The 23,843-nt window shown below is 58.0% G+C and carries 24 protein-coding genes; 17 read left to right on the forward strand and 7 right to left on the reverse strand.

What is annotated here, in order from left to right:
- Window positions 1-13: 13 nt before the first annotated feature.
- Window positions 14-2,437, forward strand: a complete 2,424-nt coding sequence (locus tag RGV06_RS13000) for a penicillin-binding protein 1A (protein ID WP_416194579.1) — start codon at window positions 14-16, stop codon at window positions 2,435-2,437.
- 57 nt (window positions 2,438-2,494) lie between these two features.
- Here the strand turns inward: RGV06_RS13000 and RGV06_RS13005 are convergent, their stop codons facing one another.
- From RGV06_RS13005 to rpmE, 4 genes are all read right to left on the reverse strand, one after another.
- The gene (locus RGV06_RS13005) at window positions 2,495-4,285 is read right to left on the reverse strand and encodes a lipase family protein (protein WP_322150156.1); all 1,791 of its coding nucleotides are present in this window, start codon (window positions 4,283-4,285) and stop codon (window positions 2,495-2,497) included.
- A 465-nt stretch (window positions 4,286-4,750) separates the two neighbouring features.
- Window positions 4,751-6,019: a malic enzyme-like NAD(P)-binding protein gene (locus RGV06_RS13010; protein WP_019825268.1), complete on the reverse strand. Its 1,269-nt coding sequence runs from the start codon at window positions 6,017-6,019 to the stop codon at window positions 4,751-4,753.
- Between the two features lie 182 nt (window positions 6,020-6,201).
- Window positions 6,202-7,029 (reverse strand): thermonuclease family protein, encoded by an 828-nt coding sequence (locus RGV06_RS13015; RefSeq protein WP_019825266.1) that lies wholly within the window; start codon window positions 7,027-7,029, stop codon window positions 6,202-6,204.
- A 5-nt stretch (window positions 7,030-7,034) separates the two neighbouring features.
- Window positions 7,035-7,286 carry a 50S ribosomal protein L31 gene (rpmE, locus tag RGV06_RS13020; RefSeq protein ID WP_019825265.1) on the reverse strand — a complete coding sequence of 84 codons (252 nt, stop codon included), beginning with the start codon at window positions 7,284-7,286 and terminating at the stop codon, window positions 7,035-7,037.
- A 219-nt stretch (window positions 7,287-7,505) separates the two neighbouring features.
- On the opposite strand from rpmE, the gene RGV06_RS13025 reads away from it, so the two are divergent.
- The 6 genes from RGV06_RS13025 (at window position 7,506) to RGV06_RS13050 (ending at window position 15,093) form a co-directional block, all read left to right on the forward strand.
- The gene (locus RGV06_RS13025; protein WP_322150157.1) at window positions 7,506-9,725 is read left to right on the forward strand and encodes a primosomal protein N'; all 2,220 of its coding nucleotides are present in this window, start codon (window positions 7,506-7,508) and stop codon (window positions 9,723-9,725) included.
- 251 nt (window positions 9,726-9,976) lie between these two features.
- Entirely contained in the window at window positions 9,977-11,713 is a 1,737-nt protein-coding gene (gene argS / locus RGV06_RS13030) for an arginine--tRNA ligase (RefSeq protein ID WP_322150158.1), read from the forward strand.
- A 1-nt stretch (window position 11,714) separates the two neighbouring features.
- Window positions 11,715-12,407, forward strand: a complete 693-nt coding sequence (locus tag RGV06_RS13035) for an SPOR domain-containing protein (protein ID WP_019825261.1) — start codon at window positions 11,715-11,717, stop codon at window positions 12,405-12,407.
- 240 nt (window positions 12,408-12,647) lie between these two features.
- Complete coding sequence (hslV, locus tag RGV06_RS13040; RefSeq protein ID WP_003438754.1) at window positions 12,648-13,178, forward strand: ATP-dependent protease subunit HslV; 531 nt, start codon at window positions 12,648-12,650, stop codon at window positions 13,176-13,178.
- 68 nt (window positions 13,179-13,246) lie between these two features.
- Window positions 13,247-14,581, forward strand: coding sequence for an ATP-dependent protease ATPase subunit HslU (gene hslU, locus RGV06_RS13045; RefSeq protein ID WP_019825257.1), 1,335 nt, complete (start codon window positions 13,247-13,249; stop codon window positions 14,579-14,581).
- 134 nt (window positions 14,582-14,715) lie between these two features.
- Entirely contained in the window at window positions 14,716-15,093 is a 378-nt protein-coding gene (locus tag RGV06_RS13050; protein WP_019825255.1) for a gamma-butyrobetaine hydroxylase-like domain-containing protein, read from the forward strand.
- 120 nt (window positions 15,094-15,213) lie between these two features.
- Here RGV06_RS13050 and RGV06_RS13055 read toward each other — a convergent pair whose 3' ends face one another.
- The 3 genes from RGV06_RS13055 to RGV06_RS13065 form a co-directional block, all read right to left on the reverse strand.
- Window positions 15,214-15,978: a phasin family protein gene (locus RGV06_RS13055; protein ID WP_322150159.1), complete on the reverse strand. Its 765-nt coding sequence runs from the start codon at window positions 15,976-15,978 to the stop codon at window positions 15,214-15,216.
- 139 nt (window positions 15,979-16,117) lie between these two features.
- Entirely contained in the window at window positions 16,118-16,549 is a 432-nt protein-coding gene (locus tag RGV06_RS13060) for a hypothetical protein (RefSeq protein WP_019825253.1), read from the reverse strand.
- A gap of 244 nt (window positions 16,550-16,793) precedes the next feature.
- Window positions 16,794-17,069: a polyhydroxyalkanoic acid system family protein gene (locus RGV06_RS13065; protein ID WP_019825251.1), complete on the reverse strand. Its 276-nt coding sequence runs from the start codon at window positions 17,067-17,069 to the stop codon at window positions 16,794-16,796.
- A 106-nt stretch (window positions 17,070-17,175) separates the two neighbouring features.
- Here RGV06_RS13065 and ubiE point away from each other — a divergent pair, with 106 nt between their 5' ends.
- The 10 genes from ubiE to RGV06_RS25795 all read left to right on the forward strand — a co-directional run bounded on the left by ubiE (window position 17,176) and on the right by RGV06_RS25795 (window position 23,683).
- Window positions 17,176-17,946, forward strand: a complete 771-nt coding sequence (gene ubiE, locus RGV06_RS13070; RefSeq protein WP_019825250.1) for a bifunctional demethylmenaquinone methyltransferase/2-methoxy-6-polyprenyl-1,4-benzoquinol methylase UbiE — start codon at window positions 17,176-17,178, stop codon at window positions 17,944-17,946.
- Window positions 17,946-18,569, forward strand: coding sequence for a ubiquinone biosynthesis accessory factor UbiJ (locus RGV06_RS13075; RefSeq protein WP_019825249.1), 624 nt, complete (start codon window positions 17,946-17,948; stop codon window positions 18,567-18,569). Before ubiE ends, RGV06_RS13075 begins: the two co-directional genes overlap by 1 nt.
- A complete protein-coding gene (gene ubiB / locus RGV06_RS13080; RefSeq protein WP_019825248.1) occupies window positions 18,566-20,170 on the forward strand; it encodes a ubiquinone biosynthesis regulatory protein kinase UbiB in 1,605 nt (534 codons plus the stop codon). Before RGV06_RS13075 ends, ubiB begins: the two co-directional genes overlap by 4 nt.
- A 79-nt stretch (window positions 20,171-20,249) precedes the next feature.
- Window positions 20,250-20,651, forward strand: a complete 402-nt coding sequence (gene hisI / locus RGV06_RS13085; protein WP_019825247.1) for a phosphoribosyl-AMP cyclohydrolase — start codon at window positions 20,250-20,252, stop codon at window positions 20,649-20,651.
- Window positions 20,644-20,976 carry a phosphoribosyl-ATP diphosphatase gene (locus RGV06_RS13090; protein ID WP_016783168.1) on the forward strand — a complete coding sequence of 111 codons (333 nt, stop codon included), beginning with the start codon at window positions 20,644-20,646 and terminating at the stop codon, window positions 20,974-20,976. Before hisI ends, RGV06_RS13090 begins: the two co-directional genes overlap by 8 nt.
- A 23-nt stretch (window positions 20,977-20,999) precedes the next feature.
- Complete coding sequence (locus tag RGV06_RS13095; RefSeq protein WP_019825245.1) at window positions 21,000-21,278, forward strand: twin-arginine translocase TatA/TatE family subunit; 279 nt, start codon at window positions 21,000-21,002, stop codon at window positions 21,276-21,278.
- Window positions 21,279-21,288: 10 nt separating this feature from the next.
- Window positions 21,289-21,696, forward strand: a complete 408-nt coding sequence (tatB, locus tag RGV06_RS13100) for a Sec-independent protein translocase protein TatB (RefSeq protein ID WP_019825243.1) — start codon at window positions 21,289-21,291, stop codon at window positions 21,694-21,696.
- Window positions 21,697-21,700: 4 nt separating this feature from the next.
- On the forward strand, window positions 21,701-22,498 hold the full coding sequence (gene tatC / locus RGV06_RS13105; RefSeq protein ID WP_019825241.1) for a twin-arginine translocase subunit TatC: 798 nt from the start codon (window positions 21,701-21,703) through the stop codon (window positions 22,496-22,498).
- The gene (locus RGV06_RS13110; RefSeq protein ID WP_019825240.1) at window positions 22,495-23,205 is read left to right on the forward strand and encodes a 16S rRNA (uracil(1498)-N(3))-methyltransferase; all 711 of its coding nucleotides are present in this window, start codon (window positions 22,495-22,497) and stop codon (window positions 23,203-23,205) included. The genes tatC and RGV06_RS13110 overlap by 4 nt, the downstream gene beginning before the upstream one ends.
- A 220-nt stretch (window positions 23,206-23,425) precedes the next feature.
- Window positions 23,426-23,683, forward strand: coding sequence for a hypothetical protein (locus RGV06_RS25795; RefSeq protein WP_416194559.1), 258 nt, complete (start codon window positions 23,426-23,428; stop codon window positions 23,681-23,683).
- Window positions 23,684-23,843 lie beyond the last annotated feature (160 nt).

Raw genomic sequence — 23,843 nt, forward strand, 5'->3', positions numbered from 1 at the left:
TCCAAAAGCCTTGATTCGTCTGCTGAAGTTTTTCGGGTGGTCTTTCGTTGCTGTGTTCTGCGGGCTGTTGCTCGTGTTGAGCGGCGCGTTTCTCTATCTTAGTCCTGGCTTGCCGTCCGTAGAGTCGTTGAGAAGCATCCAGTTGCAGATTCCTTTACGGGTCTATACCAGCGACGGAAAGTTGATCGCAGAGTTTGGCGAAATGCGCCGCTCACCGATCAAGTTCGCCGACATTCCGCCCAATTTCATCAATGCCCTGCTTTCTGCAGAAGATGACAACTTCGCCAATCATTACGGGGTCGATCCCAGTAGCCTGATGCGTGCCGCTACCCAGCTGGTAAAAAGCGGACACATACAATCAGGTGGTAGCACCATCACGATGCAGGTGGCGAAGAACTATTTCCTGTCCAGCGAGCGGAGCTTTTCACGCAAAACCAACGAAATTCTGTTGGCGCTGGAAATCGAACGCGAGCTGACCAAGGATGAAATCCTTGAGCTGTATGTGAACAAGATTTACCTGGGCAACCGTGCTTACGGCATTGAAGCCGCTGCGCAGGTCTACTACGGCAAGTCGATCCGCGACCTGAGCCTGGCGCAGATGGCTATGATTGCAGGCCTGCCCAAAGCCCCTTCGCGCTTTAACCCGCTGGCCAACTCGGTACGCAGCAAAGAACGCCGCGACTGGATCCTGGGCCGCATGTACAAGCTGGGCAAGATTGATCAGGCCAGCTACGAAGCCGCCATCGCAGAGCCCGTCAACGCCAGCTACCACGTGCCAACCCCGGAAGTCAGCGCGCCTTACATCGCTGAAATGGCTCGGGCCGAAATGGTCGGGCGCTACGGCAGCGAGGCTTACACTGAAGGTTTTCGCGTAACAACAACGGTACCCAGCGACCTTCAGGAGCTCGCCAATACTGCGGTTCACGAAGGCCTGATCGCTTATGACCAGCGCCACGGCTATCGCGGCCCCGAGTCGCGCCTTCCGGGCAAGACCCTGGCCGTCTGGACTCAGGAACTGGCCAAGCAACGGGCGATTAGCGGCCTGGAACCTGCGATCGTGACTCAGGTCGACAAGGACGGCCTGCAAGTGCTGACCCGCACCGGCGAAGTTCACGTTTCGTGGAACACCATGAAATGGGCGCGCAAGTTCCTTAATACCAACAGCATGGGCCCAATGCCCAAGCAGCCCTCGGATGTCGCACAGGTCGGCGACCTCATTCGCGTACAGCCGCAAACTGATGGCAGCTACAAGTTCAGCCAGGTCCCTACCGTGCAAGGTGCACTGGTATCCCTAGACCCGAACAACGGCGCTATCCGCTCACTGGTGGGAGGCTTTGCCTTCGAGCAGAGCAACTACAACCGTGCGATGCAAGCCAAACGCCAGCCCGGTTCGAGCTTCAAGCCTTTCATTTACAGTGCCGCGCTGGATAACGGCTACACCGCCGCCACTCTGGTGAACGACGCACCGATCGTGTTTGTCGATGAATACCTGGACAAGGTCTGGCGTCCGAAGAACGACACCAACACCTTCCTCGGCCCGATTCGCGTGCGAGAGGCGCTGTACAAATCTCGCAACCTGGTCTCGATTCGCCTGCTGCAAAGCCTGGGTGTCGACCGCACCATCGACTACATCAGCAAGTTTGGTTTCAACAAGCAGGACCTGCCGCGCAACCTGTCGCTGGCCTTGGGCACTGCAACCTTGACACCCATGGAGATCGCCACGGGCTGGAGCACGTTCGCCAACGGCGGTTACAAAATCACGCCCTATCTGATCGACAAGATCGAAAGCCGCAACGCCGAGACCCTGTTCGTGGCCAACCCGCCCAGCGTGCCCAAAGCCGCCGGCAAAGACGTACCGCCAGAAGCTGAAGCGCTGACCATCGACACCATCAACGCCGCACCCGGCCTGCCGACTGTCGAGACGCAAGCCGTGGCCGAACGTATTGTCGACGGCCGCACCACCTACATTCTCACCAGCATGTTGCAGGACGTGATCAAGCTCGGTACCGGCCGCCGCGCCCTGGCGCTGGGTCGCACCGATCTTTCGGGTAAAACCGGTACAACCAACGAGTCCAAGGATGCATGGTTCTCAGGCTACAACGCCGACTACGTGACCACGGTATGGACCGGCTTTGACCAACCCGAAAGCCTCGGTCGTCGCGAATATGGCGGCACCGTAGCCCTGCCGATCTGGATGACTTATATGAGTGGCGCGCTCAAAGGCAAGCCTGCTCATACGCAGCCTGAACCGGAAGGCATCCTCAGCTTGCGAATTGACCCTTTAAGTGGCCGTATTGCCTCTCCAGGAACGCCTGGCGCCTACTTCGAGCTGTTCAAGAGCGAAGACACACCGCCGACCAACAGCGAGCTGGGCAACGGCGTAGCGCCGGGCAGTCCGCTGCCGGCTGATGACGGGGCTCCAATCGATCTCTTCTGACGAAGTCAGCAGCAAGCAGCAAGTAGGCACTTGCCGCTTGCTGCTGCCTCACGGCACTCAGGCGAGCATGTACTGCAAGGGCTCAGTCCCGTCGAACATTTCTTCAACCGGCGCCATGGCCAACTGATCGATACGGGTGCTCTCGCCGTGAGCCTCCCAGCGCGCCAGGCTTTCAGACAGGACATCGCAGTGCTGCGCAAGCCCGCCATACACCTCCCCCCGGCTGGGCACCTTGAACCTCAACTGGTATAGCCGCTCACGGGTTTTGTGGACATTGTCCATCTCGCGCATCAACAGATTCATGACCCGTACCTGCTCTTCAAATACGCTGTCCACACGGGTCATTTCCTCGCGGTATTTAACTCGCAGCTGTTGTGCGATGTGTTCAAACGCCTGATCCACAAACAGCACTTCTCGCTCCGTTACCAGCGAACAACGGGCTTTCAATGCTTGCTGGTTTCGGCGCAAAACGGCCCAGCAACTCGGGATGTAACTGTCCACCATGAACTGCTGGCCAACGTCGACCAGTTGCTTGAGCAACCCGTCTGATACTGGCACGGCACTTTTTTGCTCAAGCACCGCTTGGCTCACAGCATGCTGGCTGACGGTATCGCTCAATGGTTCCCACATCAGATGCGACACTTGTCCCTGCCCAAACTCTACCGGCATGAAGTGACGCAAGGTTCCATGATGCTGGTAAGGCTCACCAAGCAATTGGTTCAGGCCCGCCACAAACACCCCAAAACCTGCAGGAACATTCGTGAAGCTGAGCACAGATCCCGCGCGATATGCTGACAACGGGCTGTTCATCCAGCTGCCAGGTACACTGGGAATCGGGTCGCGATGATTGACCATGCGCTGATGCACCAGCCCCTTGGCCGCATTGACGAAGGCCGCATCCGCTGCGCGAGGGGCACCATACGTGTAGAGCTGCACCTCGCATGCCCTTCGCAAACGCAGCATTTGCGAAAGAATCAAACCAATTGCCCCACCCTGGCTGTGACCGCAGACCAATACTTTTTGCCCTGCGTAGAACTTGTCCAGGTAAGCATCAGCAAGCTCAAAAACCTGCCTGGCAGCCTCGTAAAAACCGCCATGCACTTTGCCCTCACCTTCCTCAAACGGCACTTGAAGCACATCAGCATCCTGCAAGAGGTCAGCCCACGAACTGGTACCTCGAACAGCAATCAAGATGACTTTTTCGTTATGAGTCACATACGCTTGTGCGTTTGTACCTTTTGCACCAAAACGAATGTCGCCGCGAAAATGAACATCGGCAGGGGTCTGCTGATCTGCCCCGCAAACAGGGTCATTGACCGGGTACAGCACAGGATCGAATGGCACCGTTTCCAATCGCCTGGAGTACGCAACGTCCTCATACAAGGGGTAATAGGACTTGGATTGCTCCGGGCTGACCTCCCAGTCCCCCATGCTCAACTCCGCACAGGGCGTGGTCACTCGGGACTTGCCTGCGGGGTGTTCAAAAGGACAATTGCTCAACGTGGCCATCAATGCCAATTGGTAGAGATTAAGCGCGCAAAACTGTGGATCGGTAGACAGCAGCGGGCACAGGGCGCGCAAGGGGCGAACTTCCAGCAAGGTATGACGACCGTCAGCCAGGGATACGCCGAGCGTGCCGCCCTGATGGGGATAGTGGCAATCAACCACGGGTGGCAAGTGCGAAACATGCTCGACAAGATGTCGAACTTCGACCTGTAAGTAATCGGTACAGGTGTCGATACAGAGCGGTTTTTGCTGAGTGCGAGCGCCGTTTTCATTGAGAAATCGGGTGTGCTCGGCCCTGACCTGAAGCTCGGTGATTTTGAGGGGGTAATGTGTGCGATCCATTAGCCGCACATACATTTCACTGCGACCGCTATATAACTGCCTGAACATGACGGTAACAGGCCCTACAAGATGATTACCAACTTCACCGGCTCCAGCGGCATCCAGATGGCCGCCGTACTTCCTTCCTTCCTGATCTACAACTTCATAGGCCAACCCTGCATAGGGTTCGCCTGCACCTCGCTCGTCAATTAATTGAAAACGGGTCCTGCTTTTACTTTTCTGGCGCGAGGGAGTGAGCATCCGTGGTTCCTATAGACACAGAAGGCACACTTCAGAACAAAGCACCCTTCAGAACAAAGGAGTGACGCTAACGGATGGCAGCAGGGTTTTATGTAAGATAATTCCTATTTAGTGTACGGATTTATCCCGTTTTCCTACGCACTCATTGCAAGATCTTGCGCTGCAGAAACCAAAAAGCCCCGGTGCTTTACAGCGCCGGGGCTTAAGTTGTGACGCTAAACGGGCTTAGCCGTTGAAGACGTCATCTACGCTTTTGAGCGGGTAGTTCTTCGGGTATGGCAGAGTTGCTACACCGGTCTCGATGGCAGCTTTAGCCACAGCATCGGAGATCAGGGTGATCAGGCGAACGTCCATTGGTTTCGGAATGATGTACTCACGACCGAATTCCAGCTTGATACCGCCGTAGGCGTCACACACTTCTTGTGGCACTGGCAGTTTGGCCAGTTCACGAAGAGCATTGGCCGCTGCGATTTTCATTTCTTCGTTGATGCGCTTGGCGCGAACGTCCAGGGCACCACGGAAGATGAACGGGAAGCCCAGTACGTTGTTGACCTGGTTCGGATAGTCCGAACGGCCAGTGGCCATGATCACGTCGTCACGAGTGGCGTGAGCCAGTTCCGGCGAGATTTCCGGATCAGGGTTCGAGCATGCGAACACGATCGGGTTAGGCGCCATGCGCAGCAGGTCTTCAGCGCTCAGCAAGTTGGGGCCCGACAAGCCAACGAACACGTCTGCGCCGTTCATGGCGTCAGCCAGAGTGCGCTTCTCGGTTGCGTGGGCGAAGACCGCCTTGTACTGGTTCAGATCGTCACGACCGGAGTGGATCACGCCGGTGCGGTCGATCATGTAGATGTTTTCGATGGTTGCACCCATGCTCACCAGCAACTTCATGCAGGAGATGGCTGCTGCACCGGCGCCCAGGCAAACGATCTTGGCGTCAGACAGGGTCTTGCCCGCGATTTCCAGGGCGTTGATCATGCCGGCCGCGGTCACGATAGCGGTGCCGTGCTGGTCATCGTGGAATACAGGAATATCGCACTGCTCGATCAGAGCACGTTCGATCTCAAAGCACTCAGGTGCCTTGATGTCTTCGAGGTTGATGCCGCCGAAGGTGATGGAGATGCGTTTTACGGTGTCGATGAAAGCCTGTGGGCTTTCGGAGTCAACTTCGATGTCGAATACATCGATACCGGCAAAGCGCTTGAACAACACGCCTTTGCCTTCCATAACAGGCTTGGAGGCCAATGGGCCGAGGTTACCCAAGCCCAGAATAGCGGTGCCATCGGAAATCACGGCTACCAGGTTGCCTTTGCCAGTGTATTTGTAGGCAAGTTCAGGGTCGCGGGCGATTTCGCGGACTGGTTCGGCAACACCCGGGCTGTAAGCCAGCGCTAGATCGCGGGCTGTAGCGGTAGGTTTGGTGAGCTCGACACTCAGTTTCCCTGGACGGGGCTGGGCATGGTATTCGAGAGCGGCGGTTTTCAAATCAGACATGTGGGCATTCCGCTTTTTTTGCTGTTGGACAGACGAATCGCCGAGCATACGCGTGTCGCAAAGTCCCGACAAGACTGACCAGTCAGCAGTGTCAAGGGCTTTGCCTTACGACTTTGGCCCAAGAGCCGCGCCCCACAAGGGCTAGAGTGTTCACAATCCGCATTAAAAATTGTCTACAATTTTTAATGCGCCGCTACTTTCAACATCCCCGGATGAGTCAACGACAACATCCAGCGTGCCTGGCCTGATTTAAGCCCTCCACGCCGTGAGCGATCCAGCACCCAGCCCCGGGCCTCAACCTGCGCACCTTGCAGACTGGCAAGGCTGTCCTGGTCGAAATTGGCCAGTTGATTGGGTGCAATGTGCACTACCAAACCGCCTTGCAGATCGATCCAAAGGCCACCGCGATTTCGCTGCACCTGACTGACCTTGCCGCCCACCAGGGCAAAGCCCGAACGGGTGATTTGCTGCGGCGCCAGCACCGGCGATTGTCGCCAGAGGCCCAGACCTGCTGCCCGCGCACTGCTTTCGGCCGCTTGCTGACAATCCAGCAGCGCGACATTGGGCGCTATCGCGACCTGATACCCCAAGCCTTCTGCCAGCAATTGGGCTTCAAGATTACTGCCATCGGCACCAAACACATGGGCCAGAGTGCGCCCATAACGGTCTTGAGCCTGCTTGCCTGTCAGTAGCCCGACGCGACCATCACTCTTCGCCACCAGCGTTTGCAACCGCTTGCGTGCAGCGTCAGCAAAGGGTTCGGCGGACTGGCCTTTTTTACCCGTCTCAGGCGCATTGAGACCGATCATACGCACGCTGCGTCCGTCCTCAAGGCGCAGCGTATCGCCATCGGACACACGATCCACCAACGCGTACGAAACCGCACCCGGTGCCGGGCAAAGCGGCGCGGCCGAAGCGCTTGCCAACCAAATCGCAGGCACAAAAAAGGCGCCCGCAAGGGACGCCTTTTTCAATAACCTGACCAGACCAAAAAGGCTGCTCAAGGTCATCAGCCTTACTCGGCTGCTTTTTCTGCTTCTGCTGCTGGAGCTGCTGCTTTAGCGCCGAAAGCACCAAAACGAGTCTTGAAGCGATCAACACGACCGCCAATGTCCAGAGTCTTCTGCTTACCGGTGTAGAACGGGTGGCACTCGTTGCATACGTCAGTGCCCAGTGGCTTGCACAGGTTCGAACGAGTTTCGAACTTGTTGCCGCAGCTGCAAGTTACCAGGATTGTTTCGTACGCTGGATGGATATCGGCTTTCATGGGGTATTCCTCGGGCTAGCGTGCCGCCACTCAACACCATTGTTGAATACCGCACGTAAATTTAGGGCGCCGATAATACCAGACCTTTGCATTGACGCAAGCGGCCAAGCATGCTCCACCAAAAATCATTCATCTTTCAGTGCCCCGCGTTTTAGTCCCGCAGGGCTTTGTCTGCTAGGCTCCGGGCCATCTTTGCCGTTCATCACTTGAGAGCCCCGCGTGCCCGACGCCATTTTGCGCCTTGCCCTGCCTTCCCCCTTGCGCCGCCTGTTTGATTACCGGGCGCCTGCTGGCGTGCTGCGCAGTCTATTACAACCGGGCATGCGCTTGCGGGTACCGTTTGGGCGACGCGAGATGATCGGCATTCTGGTCGAAGTGGTGGATCACAGCGAAGTACCGGCCGACAAGCTTAAACCGGCCATTGCCCTGCTCGACGCTGTGCCACCGCTTCCGGCTTCCTTATTCAAGCTGTGCGTGTGGACCTCTCAGTATTATCAACACAGCCTGGGCGACACCTTGAGCTGGGCACTGCCGGTACTGCTGCGCCAGGGCGAACTGGCTGAAACCCGCCAGGAGCGGTTCTGGCAGATCGCCCCAGGGGCCAAAATGGACGACCCGCGCATCGCTCGCGCACCGCGCCAGCGTGAAGCCCTAGCCACCCTCGCCCAGCACCCTCACGGCGTGGCACATCAGCTGTTAAGCAAATTAATGCTGAGCAAGGACAGTCTCGACCTGCTGCTGGCAAAAGAGTTGGTCACCGTTGAAATTCGACGTCACGCGCCCAGCGAGCGCCACGAACATTGGCTGGCCCAACCCGAACTGCCGCTCAACAACGAACAACGTGCTGCCTACGAAGCCATTCGTGCAGGTTTCGATCACTTTCACGCCTTCTTGCTGGCCGGGGTGACCGGTAGCGGCAAGACCGAAGTGTATTTGCAACTGATCCGCGAAACCCTGCAGGCGGGCAAGCAGGCGCTGGTGTTGATCCCTGAAATCAACCTTGGCCCGCAAACCCTGGCCCGCTTCGAGCAGCGCTTCAATGCGCGCATCGCCCTGGTGCATTCGGCGGTCAACGACCGTGAGCGCCTCGAAAGCTGGCTGGCCGCACGGGATGGCGAGGCCGACATTATTATTGGTACCCGCTCTGCACTGTTCACACCGATGAAAAACCCAGGGTTGATCATCATCGATGAAGAACATGACGGCTCTTATAAACAGCAAGAAGGTTTGCGCTATCACGCCCGAGACCTGGCACTGGTCCGAGCCCGACAGGAAAACATCCCGATCGTACTGGGCTCCGCGACGCCTTCCCTCGAAAGCCTGCATAACGCCTACACCGGCCGTTACGGCCTGCTGCGCCTGAACGAGCGCGCTGGCGGAGCCAAACAACCGCGCTTCCTGCGCCTGGATGTTAAAAGCCGGCCATTGGACAGCGGGATATCCGGCCCCATGCAACAAGCCATCGGTCAGACCCTCGCTGCTGGCCAACAAGTGTTGGTGTTTCTGAACCGTCGCGGCTTTGCCCCCACGCTGTTGTGCCACGACTGCGGCTGGATGTCTGAGTGCCAACGTTGCGATGCGCGCATGACCGTTCATCAGCGTTCTGGCGAGCTGCGCTGCCATCACTGCGGCTATGTCGAGCGCGTGCCACGCAACTGCCCGCAATGCAGCAAGGTTGATTTACGCCCGGTAGGCGCTGGGACTGAACGTGCCGAAGAGCGGTTGGGGATCTTGTTTCCCGATTACCCCGTGTTGCGGGTCGACCGCGACAGCACCTCGCGCAAAGACGCGATGAACCAATTATTTGCCACGATTCAAAAGGGCCAGCCGTGCATTCTGATCGGCACGCAAATGCTTGCCAAAGGCCATCACTTCCCACGGGTGACGCTGGTCTCGATTCTGGATGCCGATGGCGGCCTGTTCTCCGGTGATTTCCGCGCCAGCGAGCGCATGGCACAGTTGATCGTTCAGGTTGCAGGCCGTGCCGGCCGCGCCGAAGAACCCGGCAAGGTGATTATCCAGACCCATCTGGCCGACCATCCCCTGCTGATCCAATTGACCGAGCAGGGTTACTTCGCCTTCGCCGAACAGGCCTTGAGCGAGCGCCGGGCTGCGGGGCTGCCGCCTTTCGCACATTTGGCGCTACTGCGTGCCGAAGCCCATAAGCCCGGGCAAGCGGAAGGTTTTCTGGATGAGGCCTGCACCGAGGCTGAGCGCCTGCTGGCCGAGTTGAACCTGAGCGGCATCGAACTGCTTGGCCCGGTGCCCGCACCGATGGAGCGCCGCGCCGGACGCTACCGCGCCCAGTTGCTACTGCAAGCCAACGCCCGGGGACCGCTGCATCGACTGCTCAGCCAATGGCTGCTGGCCCTTGAACAAATGCCCAGCGGTCGCCAGGTTCGCTGGTCGCTCGACGTTGACCCGGTAGACCTTTACTAAGGCACCCAATATCCCCTGTGGGAGCGGGCTTGCTCGCGATGCAGACGACGCGCTGTCTCTGGAAGACCGCGATGATGCTATCGCGAGCAAGCCCGCTCCCACAGATTTGGAGAATATTAGGGAATAACCGTACACCACATATCCATAACCCGGCTGCCAAGGTTGGCAAGGGCGGTCTGGCAACGGATAATACCCAGTTTTTCCACCTGCGCACTGAAGCGCTACCGCGCTTGCGGTCGAAAGAGAAGACCATGAAAGACACCATTCGCCAGCTGATTCAACAAGCCCTAGCTCAACTCGTCACAGAAGGTGTGTTGCCTGAAGGCCTGACGCCAGCGATTCAGGTGGAAAACGCCCGTGACAAAACCCACGGCGACTTCGCCAGTAACATCGCCATGATGCTGGCCAAGCCTGCGGGCATGAAGCCCCGCGACCTGGCTGAGAAAATCATCGCGGCATTGCCGGCCGATGAGCAAATCAGCAAGACCGAGATTGCAGGCCCCGGTTTCCTGAACTTCTTCCAGAACACCCAGGCCCTGGCTTCGCGCCTGGACGCCGCCCTGGCCGACCCGAAAATCGGCGTGCGCAAAGCGACCCCGGCCATGCGTACCGTGGTCGACATGTCGGCACCCAACCTGGCCAAAGAGATGCACGTGGGCCACTTGCGCTCCACCATCATTGGCGACGGCGTGGCCCGAGTGCTGGAGTTCCTGGGCGATGACGTGATTCGTCAAAACCACGTGGGCGACTGGGGCACCCAGTTCGGCATGCTGATGGCCTACCTGGAAGAGAACCCGATCACCAGCGAAGAGCTGTCTGACCTCGAGAACTTCTACCGCGCCGCCAAACAGCGTTTCGACGAGTCCCCGGAGTTTGCCGATCGCGCCCGCGGCCTGGTGGTCAAGCTGCAAGCTGGCGACCCGGACTGCCTGGCGCTGTGGACCAAGTTCAAGGACATCTCGCTGTCGCACTGCCAGAAAATCTACGAGCAGTTGAACGTGAAACTGACCATGGCCGACGTGATGGGCGAAAGCGCCTACAACCACGACCTGATCAACGTGGTCAACGACCTCAAGGCCAAAGGCATGCTGGTTGAGAGCAATGGCGCCCAGTGCGTATTCCTCGACGAGTTCAAAAATGCCGACGGCGAGCCGCTGCCAGTCATCATCGTTAAGGCAGACGGTGGTTATCTCTACGCGACGACCGACCTGGCAGCCATCCGCTACCGCAGCGGCGTATTGAAAGCTGATCGCGCCCTGTACTTCGTCGACCAGCGTCAGGCCCTGCACTTCCAGCAAGTGTTTGCCGTTGCCCGCAAGGCCGGTTTCATCACCCACCCGATGGAAATGGAACACATGGGCTTCGGCACCATGAACGGCGCCGATGGCCGCCCCTTCAAGACCCGTGATGGCGGCACGGTAAAACTGGTCGACCTGCTCAACGAAGCCAAAGAGCGTGCCTACACGCTGGTCAAAGAGAAAAACCCGGAGCTGGCGGAAGACGAGCTGCGTGCCATCGCCAAAGTCGTCGGCATTGGCGCGGTGAAATACGCAGACCTGTCCAAGCACCGCACCAGCGACTACAGCTTCAACTTCGACCTGATGTTGAACTTTGAAGGCAATACCGCACCTTACCTGCTGTATGCCTACACCCGTGTCGCGGGTGTATTCCGCAAACTGGGCAAACGCTTCGAAGAAGTGCAGGGCAAGATCGTGCTTGAGGCGGCGCAAGAGCATGAGTTGGCGGCCAAGCTGGCACAGTTCGGTGAAGTGCTGAACAACGTTGCTGAAAAAGGCACCCCGCACACCCTTTGCACCTACCTGTACGAAGTGGCCGGCCTGTTCTCCAGCTTCTACGAGAACTGCCCGATCCTGAGCGCTGAAAACGAAGCTCAAAAACAAAGCCGCTTGCGCCTGGCTGCTCTGGCGGGCCGTACCCTAAAGCAAGGCCTGGAACTGCTGGGCCTGGAAACTCTGGAGCGCATGTAAGTTGGCCGCCAAGAAAAAACCTGCACCCAAGCGCGGCGCCAGTCGATATCAGGCACCCGCTAAAAAGCCGATTCCGGGCTGGCTATGGATGGCCATCGGCCTGACCGTGGGCGCATTTATCGTGTTTTTGATGAAGCTTGAGCCTGGCCAGGGCGACGACGTCAAACGGGTCAAGCAAGAGCAGCTAAAAGCCACGAAAGCCGCTGAAGCCAACAAAACAGCGCCCAGCCCGACTCAGCCGGCCAAGCCCAAGTACGACTTCTATACCTTGCTGCCCGAATCTGAAGTGATCGTGCCGCCAGAAGCCGTACCCGAGAAAACCCTGCCAACGCCGCAAACCGCGCCGCTGGCACCGGTCACGCCTGCTGAAGCTGCAAAAATCGACACCGCACGTGCCCAGGCAGCCCTGAGCGGTATCACACCGCCTCCTGCGCCGCCTGTCGCCAAGGCGGCGCCGGTCACCAAGTTCTTCCTGCAAGCGGGCTCGTTCCGCAAACAGGCCGATGCTGAAAAGGTGCGGGCGCAAATCATCCTGCTGGGCCAGACCGCTACGGTTGAAGCCGGCACGGTAAAAGACGAAACCTGGTACCGGGTGCTGGTCGGCCCGTTCAGCAACCGCGACCAGTTGACGGTGGCCCAAAAACAATTGGCCAGTGGCGGATTCAACAACCTGCTGCTGCAACAGCGACGCTGATTCGAGATCGCTCCCACAGGTTTTTGAACCCTGTGGGAGCGAGCCTGCTCGCGATGCCGACACTGCGGTTTTCCTGCTGAATCGCGCTGGTGTCATCGCGAGCAGGCTCGCTCCCACAATACCTTCGCAAAATCCTGCCCCCCATTAATCCCCATTCCCTCCCCGCTGTTGAAAAATCCGCTACAACCCCCATATGTATTTCCATCAGGCATTTTCGCCCCGCTGCGTGGAGACTCTCCCTTGACCACCATCGTTTCAGTACGCCGCCACGGCAAAGTCGTTATGGCTGGCGACGGCCAGGTTTCTCTTGGCAATACCGTGATGAAAGGCAACGCGAAAAAAGTCCGCCGCCTTTATCACGGCCAGGTAATCGCCGGTTTCGCCGGGGCTACCGCTGACGCATTTACTCTGTTCGAACGTTTTGAAGGCCAACTTGAAAAACATCAAGGCCATCTGGTTCGCGCCGCTGTCGAGTTGGCCAAAGAATGGCGTACCGACCGCTCGCTGAGCCGACTGGAAGCCATGCTGGCAGTTGCCAACAAAGACGCTTCGTTGATCATCACCGGCAACGGTGACGTGGTTGAGCCCGAAGATGGCTTGATCGCAATGGGTTCGGGCGGTGCATTTGCCCAGGCCGCGGCCCGTGCCCTGCTGATGAAAACCGATCTGTCAGCCCGCGAAATCGCGGAAACAGCGCTCGGTATAGCTGGCGACATCTGCGTGTTCACCAACCACAACATCACTATTGAGGAGCAGGACCTCGCTGAATAAGACGTCTGCCGGGCTGGTATCCCAGCCCGTTTGTGAACCTTACTTTAGCTAGAGGAACGCCAACTACCATGTCCATGACTCCCCGCGAAATTGTCCACGAACTCAATCGCCACATCATCGGCCAGGACGACGCCAAACGCGCCGTCGCCATTGCGCTGCGTAACCGCTGGCGCCGGATGCAACTGCCCGAAGAGCTGCGCGTTGAAGTGACGCCAAAAAACATTTTGATGATCGGCCCGACAGGTGTCGGTAAAACCGAGATCGCCCGTCGCCTGGCCAAACTGGCCAACGCACCGTTCATCAAGGTTGAAGCCACCAAGTTCACTGAAGTCGGCTATGTAGGCCGTGACGTCGAGTCGATCATCCGTGATCTGGCTGACGCTGCGATCAAGCTGCTGCGCGAACAGGAAATCGTAAAGGTTCGCCACCGCGCTGAAGATGCCGCCGAAGAACGCATCCTCGACGCTCTGTTGCCGCCTGCCCGTACGTTCGGCGAAGAAGCCGCCGTACCGCAGGACTCCAACACCCGCCAGCTGTTCCGCAAGCGTCTGCGTGAAGGTCAGCTGGACGACAAAGAGATCGAAATCGAAGTTGCCGACATTGCCGGCGTCGATATTTCCGCGCCGCCAGGCATGGAAGAAATGACCAACCAGCTGCAAAGCCTGTTTGCCAACATGGGCAAAGGCAAGCGCAAGAATCGCAAGCTGAAAGTCAAAGAAGCACTGAAAATGGTGCGTGACGAAGAAGCCGGCCGTCTGGTCAATGACGAAGAACTCAAGGCCAAGGCGCTCGAAGCTGTCGAGCAGCACGGCATTGTGTTTATCGACGAGATCGACAAGGTTGCCAAACGCGGCAATGTCGGCGGCGCCGATGTATCCCGCGAAGGTGTTCAGCGAGACCTGCTGCCACTGATCGAAGGTTGCACCGTCAATACCAAGCTGGGCATGGTCAAAACCGACCACATCCTGTTTATCGCTTCTGGTGCATTCCACCTGAGCAAGCCAAGCGATCTGGTACCTGAGTTACAAGGCCGCCTGCCGATTCGTGTCGAGCTCAAGGCCCTGACCCCTGGCGACTTCGAGCGCATTCTCAGCGAGCCACACGCTTCGTTGACCGAGCAGTACCGCGAGTTGCTGAAAACCGAAGGCCTGAACATCGAGTTCTTGCCAGAAGGCATCAAGCGCCTGGCGGAAATTGCCTGGCAAGTGAACGAAAAAACCGAAAATATCGGTGCTCGTCGTCTGCACACGCTGCTTGAGCGCTTGCTCGAAGAGGTGTCTTTCAGTGCCGGTGATATCGCCAGCGCGCAGAAAGACGAGCCTATTCGCATCGACGCTGAATACGTGAACAGCCATCTGGGCGAACTGGCCGAGAACGAAGACCTCTCGCGCTACATCTTGTAAGCCGAACACCTGTAGCCGCTGCTGCAGGCTGCGATAAGGCGAAAGCCTTCAACGATCTCCGGATCTTGCGCCAACTCTAATGGCGATCGCCGCCTGCAGCAGCGGCTACTGCGTGTGTGCAATGACAGAAGGTTATGACCATGCTCCCCAGTGCCATCAACCTGCACAAAGCCTCCAAAACCCTCACGCTCAAATACCCGTCCGGCGAAGAGCACCACCTGCCTGCCGAATTTTTGCGCGTGCACTCCCCGTCCGCCGAGGTACAGGGTCACGGCAATCCGATTCTGCAGTTTGGCAAAATCAATGTTGGCTTGACCAAAATCGAGCCCGCAGGCCAATACGCGCTAAAACTGACCTTCGATGACGGACACGACAGCGGGCTCTTTACCTGGGAATACCTCTATCAGCTCGGTGTACGTCAGCAAGACCTATGGGCGGATTACCTGCAAGAACTGGAAAAAGCCGGCAAGTCCCGCGATCCGGCGGTATCGGTGGTCAAACTGATGCTGTAAACGCTGCAGTGGATGCCCTGTTACCAGCCCCCGTGGGAGCGAGCCTGCTCGCGAATGATCTTCGCGAGCAGGCTCGCTCCCACGGTTGAAGTTTCGCGCGGCTCGTCAGCGGCTACAGAATCAAGCAGACGTTGTGGGTGTAGTTGCCGCCGTCTCAACCGCAGGGGTTTTAGCAGCCGCTGCGGGCTTTTTGGCAGCAGGCTTTTTGGCGACGGGCTTGGCCGCTGCCGGCTTGGCGGTTGCAGCTTTGGCAGGTGCCGGTTTGCTAGCCGCCGCAGGTGCCTTGGCAGCAGGCTTGGCGACAGCTTTTGCAGCGGGCTTGGCGGTTGGCTTGGCAGCCACTTTTACAGCAGGTTTTGCCACAGGTTTTGCCGTTGATTTCGCAACCGCTGGTTTTACCGCAGCCTTTACCACAGGTTTTGCCGGAGCAGGTTTGCTCGCAGCCGCAGCCTTGGTGGCCGTGACTTTGACCGCTGCCGCAGTCAGCTTCTCAATATGTTTGGTCAGGGTCTCAACCTTGGCATGCAGGGCTTTGACCTCTTCACGGCTGGGCACACCCAAACGGGTGATGGCACTATTAAGACGCTTATCAAAAGCCTCTTCAAACTCGCTCCATTTCTCCAAAGCCAAGTCCTTAACATCTTCAACCCGGGAGCGGGCGGATGACGTCGACGCCTTTACACCCTCGGCGACTTTGTGGCCCGCGTCCTTGGCCAGCTTTTCAGCTTTTTCGCCATCCTTGACCAGGGTGTCAAACAACTTGCTACCATCGGTATCTATCTTCGAATACACACCCAAACCTGCCAGCCAGATTTTGCGTGAGTACTCTTCAACCTTGCCTACCCATGAGTGGTTTTCTTTGGTCGTCGGTTTTTTAGCAGCCATCGTGTTCCCCTTAATGTTTAGTCGCGACGTCAGTGAGCAGGATCGTCGAATCATCAAGATGAACAAAGGTGCTCACCTGCATCAGGTTTAGACGTTAAACCGGCTTGTTTCAAGGTGAGCACCACCGTTTAGCGCCCTACTAACCGAGTTTAATTGCACCCGGTAGCCCTTCGAATAAATCGAATTTAAGCAGGGCTTCATCGATATCAGGAAACTCTATGTCTTTCACTGCTCTAAAGGGCTTTAACAGCGTTCCCGGAATCTGCTCCGAGTCGTTGAACTCCCCGTTCATCAACGCTGCCATTTCAGCCTCTACGGCATGGGCTTCAGCGAGCACTTCTTGCGCACCAAACACATACACAAAGAACTGAACCAAGCCTGGGCTGACGGTCACAAACCCCGTTCGTTGCGAACACGCCGTTTGCAGTACATAGCGTTCACCCTCAGAGCCGGCGACAACTTCATAGCCTCGCGAAGATGCAAAAGACTGTGCAACACGCTTGACCCTTTCCGCCATTACGGCATCCGGTAGCGTTGTTTTATAAGAGATGGAACACACGTGATACGTCATGCTGGAATACCTTATTGTTCATGTTAATAAAAACAACAATAGGTAAAAGCCTGTATAAATCCAAAACAGCAAAAGCAACTCAGCACATAAAAAAATCTTCTATATCAACCACAAAAAAAATTCGCTTAAACTTCGCAAACTAATACCGGGCAGCATTTAGAACATTCTTACACTAAAAAGTCTTGTGCCTGCGGAGTCCAGCACCCACCCGCCGGAGCACATCACGACGGGGAGGCGGTGACGATCACGACAGGGCTTTGTCCAGCGACCGTTCGATTTCTGACTGGATCATGCCGCTCATCGCCGACATCAGCAGCCCCAACTCCACATCAACCTTGACGTTGCTTTCACTGATTTGCAGGGTACCGTTCACTCCAGAGCGCTTGAGCTTTACGGTGTCTCCCACCCATGTCGGTGTCAGGCCGTACTGACTGGCCAGCTTCTCGACCAGTGGCTGAGCTTTTTCACGTGCGGCCTCAAGGCCCAGGCTATGGGTACGTTCAACGCTGATACGCGCCATGGCGTCGCTCCTGATAAATAAAGCCGCCACTATACATTCACCCTCGCCAAGACAAAGCCGGCCACCGGGATTAGAATGGCCAGCATTCTCTTTTGGTGACAGCGATATGACTGATCAGCGCAAAGGCAGCGATGCCGAACCCACCACTCACTTCGGCTTCAAAAACGTACCGGAAAGCCAAAAGGCCGAGAAAGTCGCCGAGGTTTTCCACTCTGTAGCCGGCAAATATGACCTGATGAACGACGTTCTGTCGGGCGGCATGCACCGTCTGTGGAAGCGCTTCACCATCGAGTTGTCCGGCGTTCGCCCTGGTAACAAGGTGCTGGACATTGCCGGCGGTACCGGTGACCTGGCTCGCAAGTTTTCCCACCTGGTAGGTCCGACCGGCCAAGTGGTGCTGGCCGACATCAACGCTTCCATGCTCAAGGTTGGCCGTGACCGCCTGCTGGACAAGGGCGTGGCCGGCAATATTGAGTTCGTTCAGGCCGACGCTGAAAAGCTGCCGTTCCCGGACAACTACTTCGATTGCGTGACCATCGCCTTCGGCCTGCGCAACGTGACCCATAAAGAAGACGCCCTGCGCTCCATGCTGCGCGTGCTCAAGCCAGGCGGCCGCCTGTTGGTGCTGGAGTTCTCCAAGCCGACCAACGCGCTGATGTCCAAGGTCTACGACGCTTACTCGTTTGCCTTCATGCCGATGGTAGGCAAGTTGATCCTCAACGACCCGGAAAGCTATCGCTACCTGGCAGAGTCGATCCGCATGCACCCTAACCAGGAGACGCTGAAGTCGATGATGGTCGAGGCCGGTTTTGACCGCGTGACCTATCACAACATGACCTCCGGCATCGTCGCACTGCACCGCGGCATCAAGCCCTGATGTTGCTGCGCGGCCTTCTCGCAGGCGTCGAAAGCGGCATTAACCGCGTTTTGCGGCTGGACAGCACGGCCATGGCGCGTTTGCGGCCCTTGACCGGCAAATTGATTGCCGTCGATTGCCCAAACCCATCGCTGCGGCTGTTTATTCTGCCCAGCGATGAAGGCCTGCTGCTGGCTACCCAATGGGCGGCCGAACCCGACTGCACCTTGCGAGCACCAGCCACAAGCTTGCTGCGCCTTGCCTTGAGCAAGGACAAAAGCACCATCTTGCACAGCCCTGAAGTCGAGCTTGAAGGCGACAGCGCGGTGCTCATGGAGCTGGCGGCAGTGCTGCAAGACCTGGAACTCGATTGGGAGTACGAACTCTCGAACTGGATAGGGCCGGTTGCCACAGCGTTGATCAGTGGTCACCTGCGCAGCCGCGCCAACTGGTATCAGCAAGGATTCGCCAGCCTGAATCAGAATCTGGCCGAATACCTGAGCGAAGAAGCCCGTACCTTGGTCGGCGAACGTGAAGCGCAAGCCCGCTTTGACGAACTCGACCAAATCAAACTCGACCTGGATCGGCTGGAGGCACGTTGTGAGCGCCTTTCCCGATCCCTCAATTCCAGCGATAACGCATGAAGCTGCTAGCCATACGCCGTTTGTTTCGTATCCAGCGCGTCGTCATTCGCTACCGGCTGGATGACCTGCTGTTCGCCCTGCCCTTGCCGTGGTGGATGCTGTCCCTGCGCTACGCGCTGCCGTGGCGCTGGTTCCCGCGCAAAAAACTGGAGCTCAGCCGTGGTGCGGCCCTGCGCCTGGCGCTGCAGGATTTGGGACCGATTTTCATCAAGTTCGGCCAGATCCTTTCTACCCGTCGCGACCTGCTGCCCGCCGACATCGCCGATGAGCTGATGCTGCTGCAAGACCGCGTACCGCCATTTGACCCGCAACTGGCAGTCAAACTGATCGAAGAACAGCTGGGCGCCAAGATCAGCGAAGTGTTCAGCCGTTTCGACATCCAGCCGCTGGCTTCGGCCTCAGTGGCCCAGGTTCACTCGGCCAAGCTCAAGACCGGCGAAGAAGTGGTGGTCAAGGTCGTGCGTCCAGGCCTCAAGCCGATCATCGGCTCTGACCTGGCCTGGCTGTTTATTCTGGCCCGCACCGCCGAGCGCCTGAGCGCTGATGCACGGCTGCTGCACCCGGTGGACGTGGTTACGGACTACGAAAAAACTATTTACGACGAACTCGACCTGTTACGCGAGGCGGCGAACGCCAGTCAGCTCAAGCGCAACTTCGAAGGCTCGCCCCTGATGTACGTCCCGCAAATCTACTGGGACTGGTGCCGCCCCAAAGTGCTGGTGATGGAGCGTATCTACGGGATTCAAGTCACCGACTTGCAAGCGCTTGCAGATCAACGCACCGACATGAAGATGCTGGCCGAGCGCGGGGTCGAAATTTTCTTCACCCAGGTGTTCCGTGACAGTTTCTTCCACGCGGACATGCACCCCGGCAACATCTTCGTCAGCACCGTCAACCCGTGGGCCCCGCAATACATCGCCATCGACTGCGGGATCGTCGGTAGCCTGACCCCCGAGGACCAGGACTACCTGGCGCGCAACCTGTTTGCTTTTTTCAAGCGTGATTACCGTCGCGTGGCGCAGTTGCACATCGATTCTGGCTGGGTGCCGGCCCACACCAAACTCAACGAGTTTGAAGCGGCCATTCGTACCGTGTGCGAGCCGATCTTCGAAAAACCGCTCAAGGAAATATCTTTTGGACAGGTACTGATGCGCCTGTTCCAGACGGCTCGACGCTTCAATATGGAAGTTCAGCCGCAGTTAGTGTTGCTGCAAAAAACCCTGCTCAATATCGAAGGCCTGGGGCGACAACTGTACCCCGACCTCGATCTGTGGAGCACCGCCCAGCCGTTCCTTGAGCGCTGGATGCGTGAGCGCGTGAGCCCCAAGACCCTGCTGCGCAACCTGCACAGTCAGGTCGAGCAGATCCCGCATCTGGCCGGCATGACCCGCGACCTGCTGGAGCGCATGTCGCAACCCCACGCCAACAACCAGCCATTGATCGTTCGCGAATCCCGCGACGGCTGGTTCCTGCGCCTGATTGGCGCCGGACATTTGGCCGCAGGCGCCTTGCTCGCCAGTATCGGACCGCTGCACACTGCGGGCTATTGGCCAGCTGGAATCATGATCGCCGTGGGCTTGTATCTGATCGTGCGCCGATAGCCAGCTCTCGGTGAGGCTGGCAAACTGTGAAATCACCAGGCCTCAGCCACAGGGTTGAGGCAGGTTGTCGGAGTCGAACATGAAAGACTGGCTGGACGAGATCAAATGGGACAGCGACGGCCTGGTGCCGGCGATTGCCCAAGACCACAAAACCGGGCGCGTATTGATGATGGCCTGGATGAACCGCGAGGCACTGAGCCTGACGGCGCAAGAGAACCGTGCCATTTACTGGTCACGTTCCCGTGGCAAGCTGTGGCGCAAGGGCGAAGAGTCCGGCCACGTGCAAAAACTGCATGAGATGCGCCTGGACTGTGATGCCGATGTGATCATCCTGATGGTTGAGCAAATCGGTGGCATCGCCTGCCATACCGGCCGCCAGAGCTGCTTCTACCGCGTATACGAAAATGCCGAGTGGAAGACCGTCGACCCGGTGCTCAAAGATCCCCACGCCATTTACCACGCAGGGCACTCCCATGACTGACACCTTGAGCCGCGTAGCCCAAGTGCTCGAAGCGCGCAAAGGCGCAACCCCCGACAGCTCCTATGTCGCCAGCCTGTACCACAAGGGTCTGAACAAGATCCTGGAAAAAGTCGGCGAAGAGTCGATCGAAACCATCATCGCCGCCAAAGACGCCGCCATCAGCGGTGATTGCAGCGATGTGATCTACGAAACAGCCGATCTCTGGTTCCACAGCATGATCATGCTGGCCCAGTTAGGGCAGCACCCTCAGGCCGTACTGGATGAACTGGAGCGTCGTATCGGAACCTCTGGCCACGTGGAAAAAGCCTCACGGCCGTCCGCCTAAATCACTTTGTTAAGGATCACATCATGGGCATTTTTGACTGGAAACACTGGATCGTCATTCTGGTAGTCGTAGTCCTCGTCTTCGGCACCAAAAAACTGAAAAACCTGGGCACCGATGTCGGCGAATCGATCAAGGGCTTTCGCAAAGCCATGAACGACGACGAAAAACCAGCCGAGCCTGTGGTTCCGCCTGCGCAACCAACCGCCGCGCCGCAGCCACACACCACTTCGACCCTGAACGAGCCGCACACCATCGACGTGCAGGCGCAGAAAGTCGAAGAGCCGACCCGCAAAGACGTGTGAGCCAAAACTAATGTTCGGTATCAGCTTCAGTGAACTGCTGCTCGTTGGCCTGGTGGCCCTGCTGGTGCTCGGCCCCGAGCGCTTGCCGGGTGCCGCGCGAACGGCGGGCCTGTGGGTCGGGCGCTTGAAACGTAGTTTTAACGCGATCAAACAGGAAGTTGAACGTGAAATCGGCGCTGACGAAATTCGTCGGCAGCTGCACAACGAACATATCCTGTCGATGGAAGAGCAAGCCAAGAAGATTCTGGCTCCGCTGCAGGACGCCGTTAAGCCGTCAACGCCGACCGCACCGCCTGCCACCACAGCGACCGTCGAGCCGGCGACCCCCGCGCCCGTGAGCCTGAGCAAAACCGCGTCCGACCCTGCGCCTCAACCGGCAGCGCCACACGACCCCACTCTGCCACCGCGAGCCCCTTAAGCGCATGAGCGATAAGCCTGAACACGACCAGCCAATGCCGCTGGTTTCGCATCTCACCGAGCTGCGCACCCGCCTGTTGCGCTGCATCGCGGCGATTTTCATCATCTTTGCCGGGTTGTTCGCCTTTACCCAGCAGATCTACACCCTGGTCTCCACGCCGCTGCGTGAATACCTGCCGGCAGGCGCGACGATGATCGCCACCGACGTGGCCTCACCGTTCCTCACCCCGCTCAAGCTGACCATGATGGTGTCGCTGTTTATTGCGATTCCGGTGATCCTGCACCAGATCTGGGGCTTTATCGCACCCGGTCTGTACAAGCACGAAAAGCGCATTGCCGTGCCATTGCTGGTCTCCAGCATCTTTCTGTTTTACGCCGGCATGGCCTTCGCCTACTTTCTGGTGTTCCCGCTGGTGTTCAAGTTCTTCGCTGCAGCCACTCCGCAAGGCGTCGCGATGATGACCGATATCAGCAGCTACCTTGATTTCGTCATGACCCTGTTTTTTGCCTTTGGCGTAGCCTTTGAAATCCCGGTGGCCGTGGTGCTGCTGGTGTGGATCGGCATCGTCGACGTGCAATATCTGCGCAAAATCCGCCCGTACGTGATCATCGGCTGCTTCGTGGTCGGCATGATCCTGACCCCGCCCGACATCTTCTCGCAAACCCTGCTGGCGATCCCGATGTGGATGCTGTTTGAAATCGGCATTCTGTTTGGCAGCCTGGTCAGCAAGAACAAGCGCGGCGAAGACCCGGACGAGCCATCGGCTGACAGCGACGCCCAACCGCCAGCGCCGCAAGCGTGAACCTGCTGCTCCTCGAAGAGGCTGATTTCATTGCCGCCGACCGCGTGATCCTGCGCGATCGACGCCTGACTCATATGCAGGAAGTTCACCGTGCCACTGTCGGCGACAGCCTGCGAGTCGGCCGTATCGGCGGGCTGATGGGCAACGCCGAACTGGTGCGCCTGGAGGCCAAAGAAGCCGAACTGGTGATCCACAGCCTTGACCAGCCGCCCCCGGCCAAACTGCCCCTGACTCTGTTGCTGGCCCTGCCGCGCCCGAAAATGCTGCGCCGGGTGCTGCAAACCGTGGCCTCGATGGGTGTGCCCAAGGTCATTTTGGTCAACAGTTACCGGGTAGAAAAAAGCTTCTGGCAGACACCGTTTCTGGAGCCGGAGGCGATTCGTGAGCAGTTGATCCTGGGGCTGGAACAATCACGGGACAGCGTCTTGCCCGAAGTCATTATCGAAAAACGCTTCAAGCCGTTTGTTGAAGACCGCTTGCCGGCATTGGTCGAAGGCACGCTGGGCCTGGTTGGTCATCCGGGGGATTACCCGGCCTGCCCGCGCGGACTGGATGAAGCGGTCACCCTGGGCATCGGCCCGGAAGGTGGATGGATCCCTTACGAAATCGACTTGCTGGCCAAGGCAGGCCTGCAACCGGTGCAACTGGGTGCGCGCATCCTGCGGGTCGAAACCGCCGTCACCGCCCTGCTCGCCCGGTTGTTCTAACGGCCAAACTTGTGGGAGCGGGCTTGCTCGCGATGGCATCAACGGGGTAGCTCAGACATACCGCGTCGTTTGCATCGCGAGCAAGCCCGCTCCCACAGGGGTAGCACCTGCGACGTTCGTCACACATTCAACCTCTGCCCTTCAGTTCTCCCCCGGCGCGCCGATGCCCTGATAACCCATAACGACCAGTACACAACTCGGTCAGCAAAGGAGTATCACCATGTACCGTTGGCTGGCCCAATTGCTCGGCAATATAAGCGTCAAACGCAAACTCAGCCTGGGCTTCGGGCTGGTACTGGTGCTGACCTTGCTGATTGCCGCAACGGGCTGGAATGGCCTGGTCTCGGTGATAGACCGGGGTGACAAGCTGGCCAATATCTCGAAGATCATCGGGCTGACCAAGGACCTGCGTATTGCTCGTCTTGAATACGAGCGTCACCCCGAGGAAAAACCCTGGCCGAGGTCACCCGACAACTGACCGAACTGGATAACGCTCTGGAGTTGTCGCACCAACAGTTGGTATCCCCCGAAGACCTGACCCTGGTCGAGCAGCAACTCAACGCCGTGGCCGAGTACAAGCGTGCCTTCGCCGACCTGATTCAAGGCTCCCAGGGTGCAGATCAAGCGGTAGAGCGCAT

Origin of the sequence: Pseudomonas sp. CCI3.1 (assembly GCF_034313985.1) — a bacterium.
In the GTDB taxonomy this organism is placed as follows: domain Bacteria; phylum Pseudomonadota; class Gammaproteobacteria; order Pseudomonadales; family Pseudomonadaceae; genus Aquipseudomonas; species Aquipseudomonas psychrophila.